Source organism: Pseudomonas capeferrum, assembly GCF_013523055.1.
Lineage (GTDB): Bacteria > Pseudomonadota > Gammaproteobacteria > Pseudomonadales > Pseudomonadaceae > Aquipseudomonas > Aquipseudomonas capeferrum_A.
The window spans coordinates 421,912-445,015 of the sequence record NZ_JAAMQM010000001.1 but is presented as its reverse complement, the minus strand read 5'-3'; the positions used below and the strand labels follow the sequence as shown (position 1 = coordinate 445,015).

12 protein-coding genes are annotated in these 23,104 nt (G+C 62.7%); 5 read left to right on the top strand and 7 right to left on the bottom strand.

What is annotated here, in order from left to right:
- Window positions 1-123 precede the first annotated feature (123 nt).
- From G7009_RS02360 to glgB, 3 genes are read left to right on the top strand one after another with little or no spacing between them, the layout of a single operon-like run.
- Window positions 124-2,142, top strand: a complete 2,019-nt coding sequence (locus tag G7009_RS02360; protein ID WP_181128343.1) for an alpha-1,4-glucan--maltose-1-phosphate maltosyltransferase — start codon at window positions 124-126, stop codon at window positions 2,140-2,142.
- A gap of 27 nt (window positions 2,143-2,169) precedes the next feature.
- Window positions 2,170-5,481 carry a maltose alpha-D-glucosyltransferase gene (gene treS, locus G7009_RS02355; RefSeq protein ID WP_181128342.1) on the top strand — a complete coding sequence of 1,104 codons (3,312 nt, stop codon included), beginning with the start codon at window positions 2,170-2,172 and terminating at the stop codon, window positions 5,479-5,481.
- Window positions 5,482-7,716, top strand: coding sequence for a 1,4-alpha-glucan branching protein GlgB (glgB, locus tag G7009_RS02350; protein WP_181128341.1), 2,235 nt, complete (start codon window positions 5,482-5,484; stop codon window positions 7,714-7,716).
- 59 nt (window positions 7,717-7,775) lie between these two features.
- On the opposite strand, the gene G7009_RS02345 is transcribed toward glgB, so the two are convergent.
- The 7 genes from G7009_RS02345 to glgA all read right to left on the bottom strand — a co-directional run bounded on the left by G7009_RS02345 (window position 7,776) and on the right by glgA (window position 20,095).
- On the bottom strand, window positions 7,776-8,846 hold the full coding sequence (locus G7009_RS02345) for an autotransporter domain-containing protein (protein ID WP_181128340.1): 1,071 nt from the start codon (window positions 8,844-8,846) through the stop codon (window positions 7,776-7,778).
- 437 nt (window positions 8,847-9,283) lie between these two features.
- The gene (glgX, locus tag G7009_RS02340) at window positions 9,284-11,437 is read right to left on the bottom strand and encodes a glycogen debranching protein GlgX (protein WP_181128339.1); all 2,154 of its coding nucleotides are present in this window, start codon (window positions 11,435-11,437) and stop codon (window positions 9,284-9,286) included.
- A 178-nt stretch (window positions 11,438-11,615) separates the two neighbouring features.
- Window positions 11,616-11,921, bottom strand: coding sequence for a DUF2934 domain-containing protein (locus G7009_RS02335; RefSeq protein ID WP_181128338.1), 306 nt, complete (start codon window positions 11,919-11,921; stop codon window positions 11,616-11,618).
- A gap of 17 nt (window positions 11,922-11,938) precedes the next feature.
- Window positions 11,939-14,713 (bottom strand): malto-oligosyltrehalose synthase, encoded by a 2,775-nt coding sequence (locus G7009_RS02330; RefSeq protein ID WP_181128337.1) that lies wholly within the window; start codon window positions 14,711-14,713, stop codon window positions 11,939-11,941.
- A complete protein-coding gene (gene malQ, locus G7009_RS02325; RefSeq protein WP_181128336.1) occupies window positions 14,710-16,782 on the bottom strand; it encodes a 4-alpha-glucanotransferase in 2,073 nt (690 codons plus the stop codon). The genes G7009_RS02330 and malQ overlap by 4 nt, the downstream gene beginning before the upstream one ends.
- Window positions 16,779-18,521 carry a malto-oligosyltrehalose trehalohydrolase gene (gene treZ, locus G7009_RS02320; protein WP_181128335.1) on the bottom strand — a complete coding sequence of 581 codons (1,743 nt, stop codon included), beginning with the start codon at window positions 18,519-18,521 and terminating at the stop codon, window positions 16,779-16,781. The genes malQ and treZ overlap by 4 nt, the downstream gene beginning before the upstream one ends.
- A 14-nt stretch (window positions 18,522-18,535) precedes the next feature.
- A complete protein-coding gene (gene glgA, locus G7009_RS02315) occupies window positions 18,536-20,095 on the bottom strand; it encodes a glycogen synthase GlgA (RefSeq protein ID WP_181128334.1) in 1,560 nt (519 codons plus the stop codon).
- Between the two features lie 498 nt (window positions 20,096-20,593).
- On the opposite strand from glgA, the gene gnd reads away from it, so the two are divergent.
- Window positions 20,594-21,592: a phosphogluconate dehydrogenase (NAD(+)-dependent, decarboxylating) gene (gene gnd / locus G7009_RS02310; protein WP_308813302.1), complete on the top strand. Its 999-nt coding sequence runs from the start codon at window positions 20,594-20,596 to the stop codon at window positions 21,590-21,592.
- A complete protein-coding gene (gene zwf / locus G7009_RS02305; RefSeq protein WP_181128332.1) occupies window positions 21,589-23,094 on the top strand; it encodes a glucose-6-phosphate dehydrogenase in 1,506 nt (501 codons plus the stop codon). Before gnd ends, zwf begins: the two co-directional genes overlap by 4 nt.
- Window positions 23,095-23,104: the final 10 nt, after the last annotated feature.

The window sequence follows — 23,104 nt, the reverse complement described above, 5'->3', positions numbered from 1 at the left end:
CCAGCGCCCCCACCAATCGCTCATTTTTTCTGATTTTTTGAACCCGCGCAGGCAGCTCGGCTCTGACCTCTTACCGTCGCAGTCAAACATCCCTACCGCCTCAGTGAAATGGAGCAAGGTTCGATGTCCCGGAATGAGCCCTTCGAAAGTGTGCCCATGGCCAACGACCATCCAGACCAGGCGATCAGCCTGTCTCAAGCGTTGCTGGCTCCACGTATCGTTATTGAAGACACCCAGCCGGTGCTCGACGGCGGTGCCTACGCCGCCAAGGCTGTCAGCGGGCAGCCCCTGCAGGTCAGCAGCAAGGTCTATGTCGATGGTCACGATCGCCTCGCCGTCATGCTCAACTGGCGCCAGGCGAACAGCCGTCGATGGCACTGCGTGCCAATGGAGCACCTGGGCAACGACCTCTGGCAGGCCGAATTCACCCCAGTAGAGCTAGGGTTGCATGTGTTCGCCATCGAAGCATGGATCGATCCCTTCGCCACGTATTGCTATGACCTCGAGAAGAAATACCATGCCGGTGTCAGCGTGCAACTCGAACTCGAGGAAGGTCGGCTGTTGCTCGGTCAGGGCATGGAGCGCAGCGATGGCCTTTTGCGCGAGCAGTTGCACGATCTCCAGCAACGCTTGCCCGACCAGTCGGTGGAAGAGCAGGTGACGCTCCTGTTGCATCCGGACACCTCGCTACTGATGAGCGAAGCCGAACACCGCAGCTACCTCACGCGTAGCGTCGAACTACCGCTGGACGTGGACCGCGAGCGGGCCCTTTTCGCCAGCTGGTATGAACTGTTTCCCCGTTCGATCACCGATGACCCCGAGCGTCACGGCACCTTCAACGACGTGCATTCGCGATTGCCGATGATCCGCGACATGGGTTTCGATGTGCTCTATTTCCCGCCGATCCATCCTATCGGCACGAGCCACCGCAAGGGACGCAACAATTCGCTGCAGGCCGTACCGGGAGATCCTGGCAGCCCTTACGCGATCGGTAGCCCCGATGGCGGACATGACGCGATCCATCCCCAGCTGGGTACTCGCGAGGATTTCCGCCGACTGGTGGCCGCCGCCGCGTCCTACGGGCTGGAGATCGCGCTCGACTTCGCCATCCAGTGCTCGCAGGACCACCCTTGGCTCAAGGAGCACCCGGGCTGGTTCAGTTGGCGCCCCGACGGGACCATTCGTTATGCCGAAAACCCGCCGAAGAAATACCAGGATATCGTCAACGTCGATTTCTACGCGGCCGATGCAATCCCTTCGCTGTGGCTGGCGTTGCGCGATGTGATCATTGGCTGGGCGGAAGAGGGCGTCAAGACCTTCCGCGTCGATAACCCTCACACCAAGCCACTGCCGTTCTGGCAATGGTTGATCGCCAACGTGCGCAGCCGTTACCCCGATGTCATCTTCCTGGCCGAAGCCTTTACCAAGCCCGCGATGATGGCCCGTCTGGGCAAGGTCGGTTATGCCCAGAGCTACACCTATTTCACCTGGCGCAACACCAAACAGGAACTGAGTACCTATTTCCAGGAGCTCAACCAGCCACCCTGGAGCCAATGCTACCGGCCGAACTTCTTTGTCAACACACCCGACATCAACCCGGCCTTCCTGCATGAGTCAGGTCGCGCCGGGTTCCTCATCCGCGCCGCGCTGGCCACCATGGGCTCGGGGCTGTGGGGGATGTATTCGGGCTTCGAGCTGTGCGAGTCGGCCGCGCTACCGGGCAAGGAAGAATACCTGGACTCGGAGAAGTACGAGATCCGTCCACGTGACTTCACCCAGCCAGGCAACATCATCGCCGAGATCGCCCAGCTCAACCGCATCCGTCGTCAGAACCGCGCCTTGCAGACGCACTTGGGCCTCACCTTCCTCAACTGCTGGAACGACAACATCCTCTACTTTGCCAAGCGCACCGCGGAGCGTGACAACTTCATCCTGGTCGCGGTCAGCCTCGACCCGCACAACGCCCAGGAAGCGCATTTCGAACTGCCGCTGTGGGAGCTTGGGCTGGACGACAATGCCGACACCCTGGGCGAAGACCTGATGAACGGGCATCGCTGGACCTGGCACGGCAAGACCCAATGGATGCGCATCGAGCCCTGGAACCAGCCGTTCGGTATCTGGCGCATCGAAAAAGCCCAGTAGCGAGAACCCACGACACAGGAGTCGCACATGGCCAAGCGTTCACGCCCGGCAGCTTTCATCGATGACCCGCTCTGGTACAAGGACGCGGTGATCTACCAGGTACACGTCAAGTCGTTCTTTGACGCCAACAACGACGGCATCGGTGATTTTTCCGGGCTGATCGCCAAGCTCGACTACATTGCCGATCTGGGTGTGAATACCATCTGGCTGTTGCCGTTCTACCCCTCGCCTCGGCGTGACGATGGCTATGACATCGCCGAGTACAAGGCGGTGCATACCGACTACGGGTCGCTGGCCGACGCCAAGCGATTCATCGCCGAGGCGCACAAGCGTGGCCTGCGGGTGATCACCGAACTGGTCATCAACCACACGTCCGACCAGCACCCCTGGTTTCAGCGCGCCCGGCATGCCAAGCCGGGCAGCAAGGCGCGTGACTTCTATGTATGGTCCGACAGCGACGAAAAGTACGACGGCACTCGCATCATCTTCCTCGACACCGAGAAGTCCAACTGGACCTGGGATCCGGTGGCCGGACAGTACTTCTGGCACCGTTTCTACTCGCATCAGCCAGACCTGAACTTCGACAACCCGCAGGTCATGAAGGCCGTGATCGGGGTGATGCGCTATTGGCTGGACATGGGAGTCGATGGCTTGCGCCTCGATGCCATCCCGTACCTGATCGAACGTGACGGCACCAACAACGAGAACCTGCCCGAGACCCACAAGGTGCTCAAGGCGATCCGCGCGGAAATCGACGCCAACTATCCCGACCGCATGCTTCTGGCCGAAGCCAACCAATGGCCGGAAGACACCCGGCCCTACTTCGGCGAAGGCGAGGGCGATGAATGCCACATGGCGTTCCACTTCCCGCTGATGCCGCGCATGTACATGGCCCTGGCCATGGAAGACCGTTTCCCGATCACCGACATCCTGCGGCAGACGCCTGAAATCCCGGCCAAATGCCAATGGGCGATCTTCCTGCGCAACCACGATGAGCTGACCCTGGAGATGGTCACCGATCGTGAGCGTGACTACCTCTGGAACTACTATGCCGAGGATCGTCGCGCGCGCATCAACCTGGGCATCCGCCGCCGTCTGGCCCCGTTGTTGCAGCGCGACAGGCGGCGCATCGAGTTGCTGACCAGCCTGTTGCTGTCCATGCCGGGCACGCCGACCCTGTACTACGGCGATGAACTGGGCATGGGCGACAACATCTACCTGGGAGACCGCGACGGGGTCCGGACCCCCATGCAGTGGTCGCCGGACCGCAATGGCGGCTTTTCGCGCGCCGAGCCGCAGCGTCTGGTGTTGCCGCCCGTCATGGACCCGTTGTACGGCTACCAGACGATCAACGTCGAAGCCCAGTCCCACGACCCGCACTCGCTGCTCAACTGGAACCGCCGCATGCTCGCGGTCCGTCAGCAGCAGAAGGCGTTCGGTCGCGGCACCATGAAGACGCTGACACCCAGCAACCGGCGCATCCTGGCCTACCTGCGCGAGTACACCGATGCCGATGGCCATACTGAGATCGTCCTCTGTGTCGCCAACGTTTCGCGAGCTGCCCAGGCGGCGGAACTGGACCTGTCGCAGTACGCCGAGATGGTGCCGGTCGAGATGCTCGGCGGCAGTGCCTTCCCGCCCATCGGGCAGTTACCGTTCCTGCTGACCTTGCCGCCCTACGGCTTCTACTGGTTCCTGCTGGCCTCCCGCGAGCGCATGCCGAGCTGGCACAGCGAGCCTTCCGAAAGCTTGCCGGAGCTCACTACCCTGGTGTTGCGCAAGCGCATGGAAGAACTGCTCCAGGCACCCTCGCGCGACATTCTGGAAAACACCATCCTGCCCCAATACCTGCCCAAGCGCCGCTGGTTCGCCGGCAAGGAAGTGGGGATCGACAAAGTGCGCTTGACCTACGGCGTGCGCTTCGGGACAGCGACGAACCCGGTCCTGCTGGCCGAGCTGGAAGTGCAGGGCGGGGGCCAGACAAGTCACTATCAACTGCCGTTCGGCCTGCTCGCCGAAGAGCACATCACTACCGCCTTGCCTCAACAGCTGGCGCTCTCGCGCGTCCGTCGTGGCCCCCAGGTCGGCCTGATCACCGATGGCTTCGTCCTCGAATCGTTCATTCGCGCCGTATTGCGCGGCTGCGTGGACAGGACGCGGCTGCCGATCGGCGATGGAGAGCTGCGCTTCGAGTCCACCGAGCAACTGGCAGCGTTGCAGCTCAACGATGACAGCGAAGTCCGCTACCTCAGCGCCGAGCAGTCCAACAGCTCGGTGGTGGTCGGGGATCGGCTGGTCCTCAAGCTGATCCGTCGGGTCAATCCGGGCGTGCATCCGGAGCTGGAAATGAGCGCCTACCTGACCGCCGCCGGGTTTGCCAATATCTCGCCTCTGCTGGGTTGGGTAAGCCGTGTCGATGGCGCCGATCAGCCGCACCTGCTGATGATCGCCCAAGGTTATCTGAACAACCAGGGCGACGCCTGGGCCTGGACCCAGAATACCCTCGAGCGCGCCATTCGCGACGAGATGGAGCCCCTGACCGTCGAGCCCGAAGCGCATACCGACGCGCTCGAAGAGCTGGCAGGGTTCGCCACACTGCTGGGCCAGCGCCTGGGCGAAATGCACCTGCTGCTGGCGGCGCCGAGCGACGACCCTGCCTTTGCTCCACGCACCAGTGATCTCGAGGACAGCCAACGCTGGAGCGAGCAGGTCGGTGCCGAGCTCGACCACGCATTGAACCTGTTGGCCCAGCACCGCGACACGCTCGATCCCGACAGCCAGGCGCTGGTGGATGACTTGCAGCAACAGCGCGAAGGGCTGGCCAAGCACATCGACAACCTGGCCCGCCAGGCGCAGGGCGGTGTGCTGTTGCGCGTGCACGGCGACCTGCACCTGGGCCAGGTGCTGGTGGTGCAAGGGGATGCCTACCTGATCGATTTCGAGGGCGAACCGTCGCGGCCATTGCAAGAGCGCCGAGCCAAGCACAGTCCCTACAAGGACGTCAGTGGCGTGCTACGCTCCTTCGACTACGCTGCTGCAATGATCTTGCGCAGCGCCTCGGCAGTAGACCTGTCAGAGCCCGCCCGGCAGGCGCGTCAGCGCGTCGCCCGGCAGTATCTGCATCAGTCCCGGCATGCCTTTGTCGAAGCCTATGGCATGGCCACCGCCGCGATGCCGCATGCGTGGGAAGCAACCGAGGGCGAGCGTGCCGCGCTGGAGTTGTTCTGCCTGGAAAAGGCGGCCTATGAAATTCTTTACGAAGCCGAGAATCGGCCGAGCTGGCTGGCCGTGCCCTTGCATGGCCTGCATGGACTGATCAGTACCTGGGGAGAGTCATAGATGAATGCAACCACGCGTGAGAACGGCGAACTACGGCAACGGGACCTGGATGCCCTGGCCCGTGCCGAGCACGCCGACCCATTTGCGGTGCTGGGCCCGCACTCGGACGGAGCGGGTGGACACCTGGTCCGCACCTTTCTACCAGGTGCATTGAGCGCGCGGCTGCTGGCGCGTGACGACGAACGGGTGCTTGCAGAAATGTCCCAAGACAATCTGCCGGGCCTGTTCAGTGGTTCGTTGGACGGTCTCCAGCCCTACCTGCTCCAGATCAACTGGGCAGGCGGCGAGCAGGTTATCGAGGACCCCTACAGTTTCGGCCCTCAGTTGGGCGAGATGGACCTCTACCTGTTCGCCGAAGGCAATCATCGAGACCTGTCGGGGCGCTTCGGTGCCCAACCTTGGGATGTCGATGGCGTTAAGGGAGTGTGCTTTTCCGTCTGGGCGCCCAATGCGCGCAGGGTTTCGGTCGTCGGTGATTTCAACAACTGGGATGGCCGCCGTCATCCGATGCGTCTGCGTCATGACGCCGGCGTCTGGGAAATCTTCATTCCCCGCCTGGGCATTGGTGAAAGCTACAAGTTCGAGGTTCTGGGTCAGCATGGCATTCTCCCGCTCAAGGCCGACCCGCTGGCCCGCGCCACCGAGCTGCCACCCAGCACGGCTTCGAAGGTGGCCGGTCCCCTTGCCCATGAGTGGCAAGACCAGGACTGGATGGGAAAGCGCGAGCATCGCCATGCCGTTAACGCGCCCCTGTCGATCTACGAGTTGCACGCGGGTTCCTGGCAGTGCGAGATGGACGAAGCCGGCGAGGTCGCGCGCTTCTTCAACTGGCGCGAGCTGGCCGACCGGTTGGTGCCTTATGTGCAGCAGCTAGGCTTCACCCATATCGAGCTGCTGCCGATCATGGAGCATCCCTTCGGCGGGTCCTGGGGCTATCAACCGCTCTCCTTGTTCGCGCCTACCTCGCGTTACGGTACGCCTGAAGACTTCGCGGCCTTCATCGACGCCTGTCACCAGGGCGGGATCGGGGTCCTGCTCGACTGGGTCCCGGCGCATTTCCCTACCGACGAGCATGGTCTGGCCCAGTTCGACGGCACGGCCCTGTATGAATATGGCAACCCGCTGGAAGGCTTCCACCAGGATTGGAACACCCTGATCTACAACCTGGGGCGCAACGAGGTGAGTGGCTTCATGCTCGCCTCGGCGCTGCACTGGCTCAAGCATTTCCATATCGATGGGCTGCGCGTCGACGCCGTCGCTTCCATGCTCTACCGCGACTATTCGCGCAAATCCGGCGAATGGGTGCCTAATCGCCATGGCGGTCGAGAGAACCTGGAAGCCATCGATTTCCTGCGCCAGCTCAACGATGTCGTGAACCTTGAAGTACCCGGTGCATTGGTGATCGCCGAAGAGTCCACGGCCTGGCCAGGCGTCAGCCAGCCAACCCAGCAGGCCGGCCTCGGCTTCGACTACAAGTGGAACATGGGCTGGATGCACGACACCCTGCATTACATCCAGAACGACCCCATCCACCGCGCGCATCACCACAACGAACTGAGCTTCGGCCTGATGTATGCCTATTCCGAGCGTTTCATCCTGCCGATCTCCCACGATGAAGTGGTGCATGGCAAGCATTCGCTGATCGACAAGATGCCGGGCGATCGTTGGCAGAAGTTCGCCAACCTGCGTGCCTACCTGACCTTCATGTGGACGCATCCGGGCAAGAAACTGCTGTTCATGGGTTGCGAGTTCGGGCAGTGGCGGGAATGGAATCACGATACCCAGTTGGACTGGTACCTGTTGCAGTACTCCGAGCACCAGGGCGTGCAAAAGCTGATCGGCGACCTCAACGCGCTGTACCGCCAGGTCCCGGCATTACACGAGCAGGACTGCCAGCCGCAAGGCTTCCAGTGGCTGATCGGCGATGATGCGAAGAACAGTGTCTATGCATGGCTGCGATGGAGCGGCACGGGCGAGCCGGTGTTGGTGGTGGCCAACTTCACGCCGGTACCGCGCGAGGGATACCGTATTGGCGTGCCGATCCAAGGACAGTGGCAGGAACTGCTCAATAGCGACGCTCAGGACTATGCCGGTACCAATGTCGGCAACTTCGGTGGCGTGGCGAGCGAAGCGATACCCGCCCATGGACAGCCGTATTCACTCAATCTCAATCTACCGCCGTTGGGCGTGCTAATCATGCAGCCAAAGGCTGTCGAAACCGGTTCGCCGCAATAGCAGTGTCTTTCTCAGGTTCAAGGCATGGGGCGCCTCTCGCGCCCCATCGCACCCTGTGATTACCAGCGCATTCTCACCCCCAGGCTTCCGATCAATCCGTTCAAGTCGTTGTCATCCACGTCGCTGCTGTAATCGGCGCTGACGAATAACGCGACCTTCGGCGTGACCCGTGCCACCAGCCCCAGGCCCAGGTCCACCGTGGTCGAGCTGCGGGAACTGCTGATCTTGTCCACCTGGTCCAGCTTGAGGGTGTCGGCGTAACTGAAGTCGTACCAGACGTTGGTCCGTACGAAGGGCTCCAGTGGCATGCCGCGTACCTCGTAGCGACCCGACAGCCTTGCGCCCACCCGGCCGGTCCAGTTCGGTTGACTGTCAAAGGTCTGCCGCGTATCGGTCAGCGCCTGGGCACCCGGGAAGAATTGCTGGTTGATCAATTGCGCCTGCGGCTCGATGACCCAGTTCGCGCCAAGTCCGATGGGATACCCGCCCTCTACCGAAAAAGTCACCGCATGACCACTGTCCTCCAGACGCTTGCCACTCTCGTCACTGGCATCGTAGCGCGTGCCCATGGCCACTGCGTCGACATGCCAGCCCTGATCGTGGGTCATGCTCCAGTACACGCCCAGGCTCTCGCCAGTGAGCGTGACCCCAAGCCTTTGCTGTTCACCGCGCGATGGGCGCAGCCCGTTGAAGCCGCTTTGCAAAGTGTTCCGGCCCACGAAGACCCCCGCGCGATGGACATTGCCTGCGCTGCTTTCGCGGACGACCAGATCGGGACTGACCTGCAGCTGCTGCCCGGGCGCTTGCAAACGCTCGGGGGAAGGCCCGCCGATGACGCCTGTGTCGGGAAACGAGGCGGACCATTGGCTCGACGTCGGATCAGCCGCGTCTTGCCTACGGCGTTCGCCCAGGCGATCGGAGAAGGCCTCGAGCAACCCCAGGCCAAGACCGCTAGCGTCGGCCGGGTCCAATGACAGCTGTGGCACGAGTGGTTGCTGCAGCGGGAAGGCATAAGTGGCATCGGCTTGTGAATCACGTGCAGTGGCGTGCAGCGGTGCGGTCAGCAGCAATGACGCGGAGACCACGTAGACGACATTTTCCAGGCTCATGGTGGGCAGGGTGTTTTTCACGGGTAGTTCCTCTGGTGGAGTAGCCAATGACCTGGCCTGATGTCACGGGCTCTACAGCACACCGACAGAGGAGCGACCCAAACCAGCACGCCAGCGCAGGTTCGTGCGCAACGACGCGCGCTAGACACGCGCGAAGAGTCTATGCGAGACGTAATTTTCAAGCTAAGGAGAGATGGAAGCGGTCGTCAAGAAGAGGGTGGAGGGCAGGTCTTCTTCCTCTCGCCTGCTAAACCATTGAATAATTGAGTATTAGTGTCTGCTATATCGACTTTCGCTATCAGGGCACTTTCTGCTATGCCGAATCGATGCTAGGGAGGGACGTGGGCAGCCGAGGGCAATAGGGTCCGACAGGGAGTTACCGTCCTGCTAAGCCTGCGCTTGAACGTGTCCCGCGCACGGGACACGTAAGGCCGGAGCTCCTCAGGTTCTTCGCCGGTTCAATCCTCTTCGTGCTGCAGGGCAAACAGCAGGAGCGAACGCCCAGGTACCTCGAACTCCGTCTCGAAGGCCTGCGGCTCGGACTTGCGCAGCTTCGGCTTGTCGGTGTTGACTAGACACTCCCAATGATCCCCTTCAGGCACCGTCGGCAGGGTGAACGGCACCGTGTCATGGTGCGAGTTGACGATCAACAGCAAGGTCGCATCCGAACCCGGCTTGGCGATACCACTGACCTGCGCACGACCGTCCATGACCATGCCCAGGCAGCGACCATTGGGATCTTCCCATTGTTCGACGGTCATCTCGGTGCCATCGGGCGACAGCCAGGTGACGTCCTTGACACCGATCGCCTCGTTGTAGTCCCCGACCAGGAAGCGCGAACGGCGCAAGACCGGATACGTCAGGCGCAGGCGGTTCAGGCGCTTGACGAAGGCCTGCAGTTCCTTGCCTTCGTCATCCACTTCCCAATTGATCCAGCCGATCTCGCTGTCCTGACAGTAGGCATTGTTGTTGCCGTTCTGGGTGCGACTGAACTCGTCGCCGGCGACGATCATCGGCGTACCCTGCGATAGCAGCAGCGTGGCAAAGAAGTTGCGCATCTGACGCATGCGCAAGGCATTGATCTCGGGATCCTCGGTCGGGCCTTCGGCGCCGCAGTTCCAGGAGATGTTATTGCTGGTGCCGTCCTGGTTGTTCTCGTCATTGTCCTCGTTGTGCTTGTCGTTGTACGACACCAGGTCGCGCAACGTGAAGCCATCATGGGCCGTGATGAAGTTCACCGAGGCGTAGGGACGACGACCGCGGTTGTTGAACATGTCACCCGAAGCGGTGATGCGCGCGGCGAAATCGGCCAACTGGCCTTCGTCACCTTTCCAGAACGCTCGCACCGTGTCACGGAAGCGGTCGTTCCATTCGGCCCAACCTGGAGCGAAATTGCCGACCTGGTAGCCGCCCGGCCCGCAGTCCCAGGGTTCGGCGATCAGCTTGACCTGGCTCAGCAATGGGTCCTGGCGGCAAGCGACGAGGAAACTGTGGCGTTCGTCGTAGCCATCGTGATTGCGCCCGAGAATGGTCGCCAGGTCGAAGCGGAAACCGTCCACGTGCATCTCGCCTGCCCAGTAGCGCAGCGAGTCGGTGACCAGTTGCAGCACGCAAGGGTGGCTCAGGTCGAGGGTGTTGCCGGTGCCGGAATCATTGATGTAGTAGCGTTTTTCATCCGGCATCAGGCGATAGTAGGAGGCGTTGTCGATGCCACGCATGGAAAGCGTAGGGCCGAGTTCGTTGCCTTCGGCGGTGTGGTTGTAGACCACATCGAGGATGACCTCCAACCCTGCGTCATGCAGGTGCGCCACCATTTCCTTGAATTCGGCGATCTTGCCGTGCGCCAGATAGCGCGGATGAGGCGCGAAGAAGGCGATGCTGTTGTAGCCCCAATAATTGTTCAGGCCTTTTTCCAGCAGGTGCTGGTCATTGACGAAGGCATGGATCGGCAGCAGCTCGATCGACGACACGCCCAGGTCCTTGATGTGCTTGAGCAGCTCATCGTTCATCAGCCCCGCGAAGGTGCCGCGGTTGGCCTCGGGCACCGCTGGGTGGCGCATGCTGATGCCACGAACGTGGGCCTCGTAGACGATGGTGCGTTCCCACGGGACCTGCACGCGCTGGTCGCGGCCCCAGGTATAGGCCGGGTCGATGACCTTGCACTTGGGCACGAAGGGAGCGCTGTCACGTTCATCGAAGCTGAGGTCGCCGTCCGGGTGGCCGATCGTGTAGCCGAACAGCGCCTCGGACCATTTCAGCTCGCCCACCAATTGCTTGGCGTAAGGATCGATCAGCAGCTTGTTGGGATTGAAGCGGTGACCGTTTTCAGGCTCGTAGGGACCATATACCCGATAACCGTAGATCAGACCCGGATGCGCGTCCGGGAGGTAGCCGTGGTAGATCTCATCGGTATATTCAGGCAACTCGATGCGCTCGATTTCCTTCTCGCCGCTAGGATCGAACAGGCACAGCTCGACCTTCGTGGCGTTGGCCGAAAACAGCGCGAAATTGACACCCAGGCCGTCCCAGGTAGCACCGAGCGGGAAGGGCATGCCTTCGCGAATGCGGGACGGGGCGACTGAACGGGTTTTCTTGGGCGTGCGTGGGCTCATGACAGTCCTCTGATGGCCTGAAACTGATAAAGGTGTTATCTGCAGGAAGGGTTGCCAGTGCCGGGTAGACCGCGACGCCTACTTTGGAACGAGTGGGTCGCTCAAGGTGCCATCGGGGCCTACCAAAGCGCCGATCGACGCTTCTCTGCAAAGGGCAGCTACATGCCGGGAGCTGTGCTCAGGTCGAACCTGTCGCAGACTTCTTGACGGCCCGCGGCTTTTTTGCCTCTGCAGGTTTTTCGGCGGGGCTGGGCACGGCCTTGGTCTGGGCATTGCCCTTGGGCTGGGCCGCGGTCTTGGACGCGGCATCGGCCTTGGGCTTGGCCGCGCTTTTCTTGCGAGGGACAGCCTTGGGCGCCGATGCTTCGGCTTCGGCTAGCTTGCGGGCCATATCCCAGTGCCGCTCTTCTTCACCTTCCGGTTTGCCCTCGGACTCCCATATCTGGTAGGCGAATTCGCGGATACGTTTATCATCGACACTCATCTTGAAGCTCCTGATGTTTAGGCATGTTCAATCAACAGGTTGACCGGAAACTCCGCCAGCAGGCCACTCAGTGCCAGCTCCCTTGTAGAGCTGACCGCGGCGTCGCCAAAAAGTCCCGAACAGTTGGCAGTTGACAGGGTAAACGGCAGAACCACCCGCGTATCTTCCCAGTTCCGGGCCGGGATCAACGGGACCGGACTACTGCCAAGCAAGGTACAGGCCAGACGTGGTGCAACGACAATGGCCCGTTCGCCCTCGCCCAACCGTGCAAAGGCCAGCACCTTGTCAGCGTGACGTCCCTTGACCGTCAGTGGCAGATACGCGCCGCGGCTGAACAGGGCCGGGTGGGCGCCGCGGCAATCCAGGACACGGCTGATCAAGGTCTGCTTGACCCTGCCATCGCGCCAGTGCTGCAGCAGTTCGGCCAAGGAGGTGGAATCGTCCAGCGCTGCCCGCCTGGCAGCGTAGTCGACCGCACGGCGGTTGTCCGGGTCCACCAGGCTGAAATCCCAGAATTCGTTACCTTGGTACAGGTCCGGCACTCCTGGCGCGGTCATGCGCAGCAGGCATTGCACCAAGCCATTGAGCGCGCCGGGGCAGGCAATCAGGCCAGCGGCATCGGCCATCGAATGACGCAACTGGTCGTTTTCGCGATCGAGCAGCAAGCCATCGACGTAGGCGGCGCAGGCCTGCTCGTAGCTCTCGTTGGGTGCGTTCCAGCTGCTGCGCAGCTTGGCTTCGCGCAAGGCTTTCTGCTGCCACTGGCGAATGCGCTCGGCGTACTGGCGCAGGGCGTTGTCATCGTCGGTATCCAGATCCAGCGGCCAACTGCCCAGCAAGGACTGGTAAAGCAGCATTTCGTCGCCAGGACTTGGCGCATGCCCGTCTTCCAGCGTCTGGCGCAGCGGTGCTGCCAGTTCACGCCAATGCTCGACACGACTGGCCAGCCAAGGCGCGCGCTCGCTGAGCACGGCCAGGCGAGCGCGGCAATCTTCCCCGCGCTTGTGGTCATGGGTCGCGGTGGCCAGCAAGCTGTCCGGGAAGTCGCGCAGGCGGCGTTGCGCTTCATTGTGGAACACCTCGGCACCGGCGCTGAAGCGCTCGGCCTCGAAACCTACGTCATTGCGCGACAACAGCCGCGCCGAACGGTAGAAAGCGGTGTCCTCGACAGCCTTGGCCGCGCTCGGCGCGGTGAGTTGCTGGAAGCGTACACAAGCGTGGCGCAATTGCTTGCGTGCCCGGCCTGGGGGCAAGCTACGCCAGCGTTGGCCACCAAGCCAGCGTTGCAGATGGTCGAGCAGGGGCCAGTCGGCTTCACCGAGGGTCTGCCGGGCGCCGCCGAGGGCCTGCTGGAAGAAGCGTTCGTCTTCTGCCGGACGGCCCAGGGCGTTGATGTAGGTGCGATAGACCGGATAGTGCTCGACCAGTGCCTGCAACGCTCGGCGGATCGCGCCCAGGGTCAGGTCGCGGGTCATCAGGTCATTGCGAGCTACCTGGAGCAGGGCCTGGGCCACCGATTCGAAATCTCCGGCCAGGCTGCCATTGAGCACCAGATGGCGTGCCAGTCGGACTTCTTCGTCGAACGCGGGACGTTCGCTGACACGGGTCCATAGCTCGGTCAACGGAACCTCGCCAGCGGGATCATGTTGCAGGAGCGAGACCTGGTTCATGAACTCGTAACCGGTCGTGCCATCCACCATCCAGTCCTGATGCAGGTGCTCGCCCGTGCCGAGGATCTTCTCCACGTAGATCGGGAAGTGTTCAACGGCGGCCTGCGGCGGTCGCGACGACAGCAAGCCTTCGACACGGCGACGCAGTTTGCGGCAATAGCCCCGCGGGTCGGCGAGACCATCGATGTGATCGATCCGCAGGCCATCGATAAGCCCCCGCTCGATGAGTTCGAACAACTTGGCGTGGGTCGCCTCGAACACCGTCGCGCGCTCGACCCGCAGACCGCCCAGCTCGTTGATGTCGAAGAACCGCCGCCAGTTGATATCGTCGGCCGCGGTGCGCCAGCTGGCCAGGCGGTAGGTCTGGCGTTCGAGCAACAGGTGCAAGCGCTTGAAGCCAGCTTCTGTCTGACTGTCGAAGGCCGCCAGGGCCTGGGCGAGGTCTGCCCCGTCGCGCACCGACTGGCGCAGTTGCGCGTGCAGCGGCAGTGCATCGTCGAGTGGGTGTGCTGCGTCCTGCAACGCTGCGAAACGCTGGCCCAGCGCCTGCAAGCGTGGATCTTGCGCGTGTTCGAGGATGCGTGCGTAATCCACCGGGCAGATGGGAAAACGGTGCTCGTAGTGAGCGACCTGCAAGATGCCGTGCTCGTCATCGAACGTCAGGGGGATCTCGCCGTTCTGCAAGGCCAGACCATAGTCCGTGCCCAAGAACGGTAGCAGCAGCTGGCCCGCCAGCAACGGGTCGCTGGAATGCCACTGGATGTCGAAGAATTCCGCGTACGGACTGCGTCTGCCCCAGGCCAGGAGACTCTGCCACCAGGGATTGTCGGCCCCGCCGACGGCCATGTGGTTCGACACGGTATCGACGATCAGGCCCATCCCATGCTGACGCAAGGCGGCCACCAGCCGCTCCAGGGCAGCCTCGCCACCCAGCTCGGGGTTGACTCGGGTGGGATCGACCACGTCATAGCCGTGCCTCGAGCCCGCGCGCGCGCAGAGTACAGGGGATGCATAGAGGTGGCTGATCCCCAGACGGGCGAAATAGGGCACCAGGGGAACAGCGTCATCGAGGGTGAATTCGGAGTGGAATTGCAGGCGTACGGTCGCGGTCAGGGCTTTCATCGGTCACGCTCAAAGGCTTGGTCACGTGCCTGGGCCAGTTGCTCCAGGCGGCGGGCGGCGTCAGGGTCGTCCAACAACTGATTGGCTGGGATCGCGAAACGGCGGCGCCAATTAGGGTGGCCGTCGGTGGTACCCGGCAGATTGGGTTGCTCGTCACAGCCCAGCAGGTCTTCCAGCGGCACCAGCACCAGGGGCGCACGGGTATGGCCGACGTAGCGGATGGCCGCGTCGATCATGGCCTCCTGGCTGTCCAGCGTGCCGTTGTAGTCCTCTTCCAGGGCTTTGCGCAGTCCCTGCCGTTCGACTTCGCGATCGGCACGCCAGCGTTCTTCGACGCTGGCATCGATCAGTTGCAGACGCTGGTTCCAGTCGATGTCACGGTCCTGCAGCCAACCGGCCAATGTCGGCAGGTCATGAGTGCCTGGGGTTGCCAGGGCATCGTCCGGCCATTGGTCAGGGGAGGGGAAGTGGCCGGGCGGATCCTGTTCGAACGGCAGTACCCGCATGCCCAGGATGGCCTTGGCTGAAAGCTTCTCGCGCAGACCGTCAGGCACCGTGCCCAGGTCTTCGCCAAGGACGATGGCGCCATGGCGGACCGATTCCAGCGCCAGCAGACGCAGCATGTCCGGCAATGGGAAGTTGACGTAGGCGCCTTCGCTGGGCTTGCTCCCGCGCGGGATCAGCCACAGGCGCTGCAGGCCCATGACATGGTCGATGCGCAGACCGCCGGCATGGGCAAAGTTGGCTTGCAGCATTTCGATGAAGGCACGGAAACCGTTGCGCCGCAGCCCCTCGGGCGAAAAAGCGCTGATACCCCAGTCCTGGCCCGAGCGATTGAGGATATCGGGCGGCGCCCCAACGGTAAGGCCGGCCAGCAGCTCATCCTGGCGACTCCAGGCCTGGCTGCCCGCGCCGTCGGCGCCCACGGCCAGGTCGGCGATCAGGCCGATGGCCATGCCGCTGCTGCGAGCGGCGTCCTGCACACGTTGCAGGCAGCGTTCGGTCAGCCACTGGCAAAAGGCGTGAAACTCGATCTGCTTGGCGTGCTCGGCGGCAAAACGTTCGACTTCGGGGTTCTCGGGGTCGCGCCATTGCGCAGGCCAGGCGCGCCAATCGGCACCCTTGCCCATTTGCGCGGCTTCGGTCTGGAGAGCTTCGAATCGACAGTGATGTTCCAGGGCCTGGCCGGCCGCCAGACGGTAGCTTTCGAAGTCCGCGCGCTGCGCGTGATCACCGCTGACGAAGTCCTCGTACAGCGCTCGCAACAAGTCCTGGCGCACCGCAGCGGCGCGGGGCCAATCCACCAAGGGCTGGCTGTCCATTTCCTGAAGCGGATTTTCCAGGCCGTGCGCCTCGATGACCAGGCGTACGGCACGGTCTCCCAGAATCACCTCCGGGCTGGCGTAGAGGGTATTGAGCAACAGTCGGCTGGACGGGGAATAGGGGCTGAAATGCTGCTGGTCGATCAGCGACAGCGCATGCATGGGGCTGATAGCCAAGGCATCGGCACCACGTTCGGCGGCGCTGCGGGCCAGTTGCTCCAGTGCCGAACAGTCGCCATACCCGCCGTCACCGGGACGACGCAGGCTGTACAACTGTACGCTCAGGCCCCAGCTGCGCGGGTTCGGCTGCTTCAGGGCGTCGGCCATGCCATAGCATCGGGAGGGCGCCACGGCGAGGATCACAGCCTGCTCACCGATCTGCAGCCTGTGGTAACCGACCGGCACGGGCTCGGCCAGACAGGCCTGGCCATCAAGCGCCACCGCCATTTGTCGACCATCTTCCATTACCAGCTGCACCTGAGTGTTGGCGGCGAAGTAATGCGCCAGCGACAGCGGCTGGCCGACCTCGGCAGTCAGCAAGGGCGGAAGGTGCCGGGCATCATGGGCTTCTTCGAGCGCGGCCAGGCTTTGCTCGATGCTCGCCGAGTCTGCCGCGGGGTAGCCCAGGCCTTCGAGGACCTTGAGCAATACCTCGTCGCTGACTTGCTGCTCGCGACCGTTGGCGTCGACCCAGTCTCGGGAAATGCCGGCCTTTTCGGCCAGACGATACAGCGGGGTTTCGCTCATGGAGCCTCCTGTTGCGCAGGCAGCAAGCTGATCACGCAGCTGTAGGGGGCCAGGGCATCACCGCCAGTGTCTGCATCGGCCGTGACGAACAGACGCAGGTCCCTGGCGGGCAGTCGCGCCGGTTGAGGTTCGGCAGCCAGGTTCAGGTCGATGCGCAGGACCTGACCGTCGCCCAGGCGCCAGCGGGCGCTCAGTGCGTGTTCGCTCAGCACCTCGGCGTCCAGTGCGCGGGTGCCGGGCAGGCGGGGCACCAGGTGTTCCCGGCGCAAGGCCAGCAGCTCCCGATAAAGCGCCTGCCAGGCCTGCGCGTCGTTGCTGTCGGCGGACGGGCGTGAGTTTTCGAAAGTCTCCAGCGCATTGGGGTCCGGGATCCGCTCGCGGCGCTCCGGATCGGCGAAGGCGGCAAAGTGCTTGAACTCTCCGCGACGACCCTCGCGCACGGCGTCGGCCAGTTCATCGTGGAAATCGGTGAAGAACAGGAAAGGTTCCTGACTGCCCTGTTCGTCACCCATGAACAACAGCGGAATCATCGGCGCCATCAGCAGCAGTGCGGTCGCGGCGCGCAGAGCCTGCGGTGGGCAGAGTCGGGTCAGGCGTTCACCGAAAGCTCGGTTGCCGATCTGGTCGTGATTCTGCAGGAACAGCACGAAAGAGGTGGGGGCCAGATGCTCGCTCGGTTCACCGCGTTTCTCGCCATGGCGGTTCTTTTCGCCTTGGAACACGAACCCTTCGCTCAAGCAGCGTGCCAGTTGCTCGATCGGTCGGTCCTTGAAGTCGGCGTAATACCCTTCCGTCTCGCCCGTCAGCAGGACATGCAGCGCATTGTGCCCGTCATCGTTCCATTGAGCGTCGAAGCCCTGTTCGAGCAACGAAGCCTGGTTGTGCTCGTTTTCCAGCACCAACCACACCTGCCGACCGGGCTCGACCGTTTCGCGCACGCGGCGCGCCAGCTCGACGAGAAAGTCAGGCTGATCGATGGCATGCACCGCATCCAGGCGCAAGCCGTCGAAGCGGTAGTCGCACAGCCACATCAGGGCGTTCTGGATGAAGTATTCGCGTACTTCCTCGCGACGGAAATCGATCGCCGCGCCCCAAGGCGTCTGGCGATCCTCGCGGAAGAAATCGCTGGCGTACTGGTGCAGGAAGTTGCCGTCGGGGCCGAAATGGTTGTAGACCACGTCAAGCATGACCATAAGGCCATGACCATGGGCCTGATCGACCAATTCGCAGAGTTGTTCGGGGCTGCCGTAATTGTGCTGGGGCGCGAAAGGCAGGACGCCATCGTAGCCCCAGTTCCGTTCGCCTGGGCATTCGGCCACGGGCATCAGTTCGATGGCCGTGATGCCCAACTCGGCCAGGCGCGGCAGGTATCGTGCAACGCTGGCATAACCTTCCTGTACCCCCACGTGCAGTTCCTGGATCACCGCTTCGTGCCATGGGCGGCCTGTCCAGGCGTTTTGCCATTTGTAAGAGGCGACGTCCACCAGCTCACTTGGACCATGCACGCCTTCGGGTTGAAAGCGGGAGGCCGGATCGGCGACAGGCGGGTGATCATCGACTGCGTACTTGTAATGGCTGCCCGCTTGGCAAGGTGCCGTACCCACGAACCAGCCATCGCCTTGAGCTTCCAGTGCAATCGAATTTTGCTCGAACTCCACGCTCACGCGTCGCGCATCAGGTGCCCAGAGGGCAAAGCGCGCCGACGTGGCGTCCAACAGGTGTGCGCCATGCTTGTGCATTGTCGGCTCCTTGCTCAGTAATGGCTGACCAAGGCCTGCTGTACCAGTTCCTCGTAAAGCCGAGCATAGGGTTCCACGGCTTGGCACCAGTTGAAAGGTTGTGTCATTGCCAGGCAGCGCATGGCATTGAGCAGGTCCTTCTTGCCATAGACATGGAACGCACGGCCGAGCGCCTCGCGATAGCTTTCAAGGGTCGATTCGTTGAAGAGAAAGCCCGTGACACCGTTTTCGATGGTGTCCGCCAAGCCGCCGGTATTACGCGCCACCGGCAGCGAACCGAAGCGCTGCGCGTACATCTGGCTGAGGCCGCAAGGCTCGTAGCGCGAGGGCATGAGCAGGAAATCGCTGCCGGCGAACATGCGACGTGCGTCGGTTTCATTGAAACCGATACGTACACCGACCTGGCCGGGATGGCGCAGCGCCAATTCGCGCATGGCCTGCTCCTCTTCGGGCTCGCCGCGTCCGATGATGGCGATCTGGCCGCCCTGGCTGACGATGTATTCGGCTACACCCAAGGTAAGGTCCAGACCCTTCTGGTAGACCAGGCGCGAAACGACGGCGAACAACGGGCCTTCGGAAGGCGCCAACTGGAACAGTTCACGGACATCCTGAGCGTTACGGGCCTTGCCTTCCCAGTCATTGATGCTGAAGTTGTGACGCAGGTGGGTATCGGTGGCCGCGTCCCAGCTTTCGTCGATGCCGTTGGGAATGCCGCTCAGCAGGCCTTGTTGCGCCTTGCTGTCGAGGAAACCGTCCAGGCCGCAGCCGAACGCCGGCGTAGTGATCTCGCGAGCGTAGGTCGCGCTGACCGTGGTGATATGGCTGGAATAAGCCAGGCCTGCTTTGAGATAGGACAGCTTGCCGTAGAACTCCATGCCCTCCTGCTGAAGCGCATGATCGGGGATGGCCAGCTCCGGGCAGCAGCCACGGCTGTAGACGCCCTGGTAGGCAAGGTTGTGGATGGTAAACAGGGTAGGGGTGCTCAGGCCACGCCAGTGCATGTAGGCCGGCGCCAGGCCAGCGGGCCAGTCATGCGCGTGCACCAGCTCCGGACGCCAGTGGGTCATGCCTTCGCCAGCGGCGATTTCGGCGGCGGCCAGGCCCAGGCGAGCGAAGCGGATATGGTTGTCGGGCCAGTCACGACCGTTGTTGGCACCATAGGGAGTGCCTTCACGCTCGTAGAGTTCGGGGCAGATCAGGACATAGATGACCAGGCCATCGGGCAGGTCCATGCGCCCGATCTTGCAGGGTGGCAACGCCGCATGGCCACCCAGTTCTCCCACCAGATGGATAGGATTGTTGCTCTCCAGTACCTGCGGATAGCCGGGGATCAGCACGCGGACATCGTGCAGGTGGCGCATCGCCCGCGGCAGTGCGGCGGATACGTCGCCCAAGCCCCCGGTCTTGACCAGGTCGGCTATTTCGGAGGTGACGAAAAGGACTTTGCGCTTATTGCGATTCTGCTGGCGCTGGGCGCCGGGTGCCTTGGCTGTCGTCGCGAGCTCGGGCCGAAGCGGCTCGCGGGTGTCCGGGCTGAAAACGTTGGCGTGAGGTTCGACAGCGGCACTGATCATACTTCTCTTCTCCGTCCCTATGTTCGGGTGCTTGCACCCGTTTGCACTACATCGTGTTGGTTCTCTCTATACGTCTTTTCGTCGTGCGCTCCATGCCCCTGGGTCGTGCGCGCACGCACTTCGCGCGACGGCGGTCCGGCCGAAGGCGATTGGACTGATTGGGGTGGGTGGGCCGTGGCGGGTTAAATCCCAATACCGCTGCCTACTTAAATCCTGACCCAAGCGCCTATCAGAAAGTTTCGACTATTTTCTGTCGCGTTTTCCGAACGGTTTGTGGGAAGTGTTTCGAGTGTAGGAGAGAAAGAGATTAAAAGGTGACCCGTTGGTCACTTTCGTTCTGCGGGATGGCGCTATGCCTGACAGGGGCAAAAGGCCGGGCAGGTGCCGGGAGTATCGTCGTGGAAGCCTGTGTCGAGGGTTGTCCAGCCTTTTGTCGCTGAACCCTGAGGCTGTACGCTGGACTAACCTGAAAGCCAGGACCGCCTTGTCATTCACTACATTAAGGAGCATCGGCACATGCAATTGGGAATTGTCGGGCTGGGCCGCATGGGCGGCAACATTGCAAGACGGCTTATGCGCGCCGGGCATCATACGGTGGTGCATGACCGTAATCTTGACGCGGTCACCCTCCTGAGCGGGGAAGGCGCCAGCGGAGTTCACGATCTGGCCGCCCTGGTCCAGCACCTGGACGCCCCTCGCGCTGTCTGGGTGATGCTGCCCGCCGGTGTGCCCACCGAGCAGACCATCGCTCAATTGGCCGATCTGCTCGAACCGGGTGATGTGATCATCGATGGCGGTAATACCTTCTACAAGGATGACATGCGTCGAGCGGCCGTATTGGCCGAACGTGGGCTGCACTATATGGATGTGGGTACCTCGGGCGGCGTGTGGGGACTCGAACGTGGCTACTGCATGATGATCGGCGGGGACGCGCAGGTGTTCCAGCGTATCGAACCCTTGTTCCAGGCACTGGCGCCCGGGGTAGGCGACATCCCTCGCACGCGCGGTCGCACCGGCGAGCCGGGGCGTGCCGAACAGGGCTACATCCATGCTGGCCCGGCCGGCGCCGGACATTACGTCAAGATGGTCCACAACGGCATCGAGTACGGACTGATGCAGGCCTACGCCGAAGGCTTCGACCTGCTGCGCAGCAAGGGCGGCGAAGGCCTGCCGCACGATCAGCGCTTCGACCTGGACCTGGGTGAAGTCGCCGAGGTGTGGCGGCGTGGCAGCGTGGTCACCTCGTGGCTGCTCGACCTCACGGCCGACGCCCTGGTGGAAGATCCGCAACTGGATCTGTTCAGCGGCGCCGTAGGCGATAGCGGTGAAGGTCGTTGGACCATCGATGCCGCCGTGGAGCAATCCGTGCCGGTGCCTGTGCTGTCCAGCGCGCTGTTCGCCCGCTTCCGGTCGCGTCAGCAGCAGGGCACCTACGGTGACAAGCTGCTGTCGGCGATGCGCCTGGGGTTCGGCGGCCATGTCGAGAAACCCGAATGACAGAACACAAGATCCCGACTGCCCCCCCTTGCACCGTATTTCTCTTCGGCGCCAACGGCGACCTGGTCAAGCGCCTGCTCATGCCGGCGCTGTACAACCTCAGTCGCGATGGTCTGCTCGATCGCAACCTACGTATCGTGGGCGTCGACCATAACGCCGCCACCGCGCAAGTGTTCGCCGAGCGTCTGCACGCATTCATGCGCGATCGCGCCGTGGGCGGCGAGGGCGTCAGCCAGACCCTGGACGACAAGGTGTGGGCACGCCTGGCCAAGCGCCTGGATTACCAGACCGGCGATTTCCTCGATCCGGCCACTTATGCGGCCATCGGCAAGCGTATCGCCCAGACAAGCAACGGCAACGCGATCTTCTACCTCGCCACGGCGCCGCGCTTCTTTCCCGAAGTGGTGCAGCGGCTGGGCGAGGCGGGCTTGCTGGATGAGTCCAAGGGCGGCTTTCGTCGGGTCGTGATCGAGAAGCCGTTCGGTACCGACCTGGCCAGCGCCGAAGCCTTGAACGCCTGCCTGTTGCGGGTGATGAGCGAGCGGCAGATCTACCGCATCGACCATTACCTGGGCAAGGAGACAGTACAGAATATCCTGGTCAGTCGCTTCTCCAATGGCCTGTTCGAGGCGTTCTGGAACAACCACTACATTGATCATGTGCAGATCACCGCGGCGGAAACCGTGGGGGTCGAGGGCCGTGGCGCCTTCTATGACGGCACGGGCGCGCTGCGCGACATGGTGCCCAATCATCTGTTCCAGCTACTGGCCATGGTGGCCATGGAGCCACCGGCAGCCTTCGGTGCCGATGCGGTTCGCAGCGAGAAGGCCAAGGTCATCGGCGCCATCCGGCCGTGGTCGCAGAAGATGGCCTTGAAGAACTCCGTACGCGGCCAGTACGCCGTGGGCAAGCAAGGACGCAAGCGGCTCCCGGGCTATCGCGAGGAGGCCAATGTCGAACCGCAAAGCCAGACCGAGACCTACGTGGCGCTCAAGGTCATGGTGGACAACTGGCGCTGGGTCGGCGTGCCGTTCTACCTGCGTACCGGCAAGCGCATGAGCGTACGCGATACCGAGATCGCGATCTGCTTCAAGGCCGCGCCCTATGCCCAGTTCCGCGAGTCGGAAGTGGAGCGGCCCAAGCCCAACTACCTGAAGATCCAGATCCAGCCCAACGAGGGTATGTGGTTCGACCTGCAGGCCAAGCGCCCCGGACCCGAACTGGTCATGGAGGACGTCCAGCTCGGCTTCGCCTACAAGGATTTCTTCAAGATGACGCCGGCCACGGGCTACGAAACCTTGATCTATGACTGCCTCACGGGTGACCAGACCTTGTTCCAGCGGGCCGACAACATCGAAAACGGGTGGCGCGCGGTGCAGCCTTTCCTCGATGCCTGGGCCGCGGGTGGCGAGGTGCACGCCTATCCGGCCGGTGACGATGGCCCGGAGGCAGGCGCCGAACTGCTGACGCGGGACAAACGCGAATGGCACACGCTCGGTTGATCGAATCCAA

What these genes read in the sequence shown, in the direction of transcription:
- G7009_RS02360 (WP_181128343.1), top strand. Translation starts at nt 124, where the DNA reads ATGTCCCGGAATGAGCCCTTCGAAAGTGTGCCCATGGCCAACGACCAT.
- treS (WP_181128342.1), top strand. Translation starts at nt 2,170, where the DNA reads ATGGCCAAGCGTTCACGCCCGGCAGCTTTCATCGATGACCCGCTCTGG.
- glgB (WP_181128341.1), top strand. Translation starts at nt 5,482, where the DNA reads ATGAATGCAACCACGCGTGAGAACGGCGAACTACGGCAACGGGACCTG.
- glgX (WP_181128339.1), bottom strand. Translation starts at nt 11,437, where the DNA reads ATGAGCCCACGCACGCCCAAGAAAACCCGTTCAGTCGCCCCGTCCCGC.
- G7009_RS02335 (WP_181128338.1), bottom strand. Translation starts at nt 11,921, where the DNA reads ATGAGTGTCGATGATAAACGTATCCGCGAATTCGCCTACCAGATATGG.
- G7009_RS02330 (WP_181128337.1), bottom strand. Translation starts at nt 14,713, where the DNA reads ATGAAAGCCCTGACCGCGACCGTACGCCTGCAATTCCACTCCGAATTC.
- malQ (WP_181128336.1), bottom strand. Translation starts at nt 16,782, where the DNA reads ATGAGCGAAACCCCGCTGTATCGTCTGGCCGAAAAGGCCGGCATTTCC.
- treZ (WP_181128335.1), bottom strand. Translation starts at nt 18,521, where the DNA reads ATGCACAAGCATGGCGCACACCTGTTGGACGCCACGTCGGCGCGCTTT.
- glgA (WP_181128334.1), bottom strand. Translation starts at nt 20,095, where the DNA reads ATGATCAGTGCCGCTGTCGAACCTCACGCCAACGTTTTCAGCCCGGAC.
- zwf (WP_181128332.1), top strand. Translation starts at nt 21,589, where the DNA reads ATGACAGAACACAAGATCCCGACTGCCCCCCCTTGCACCGTATTTCTC.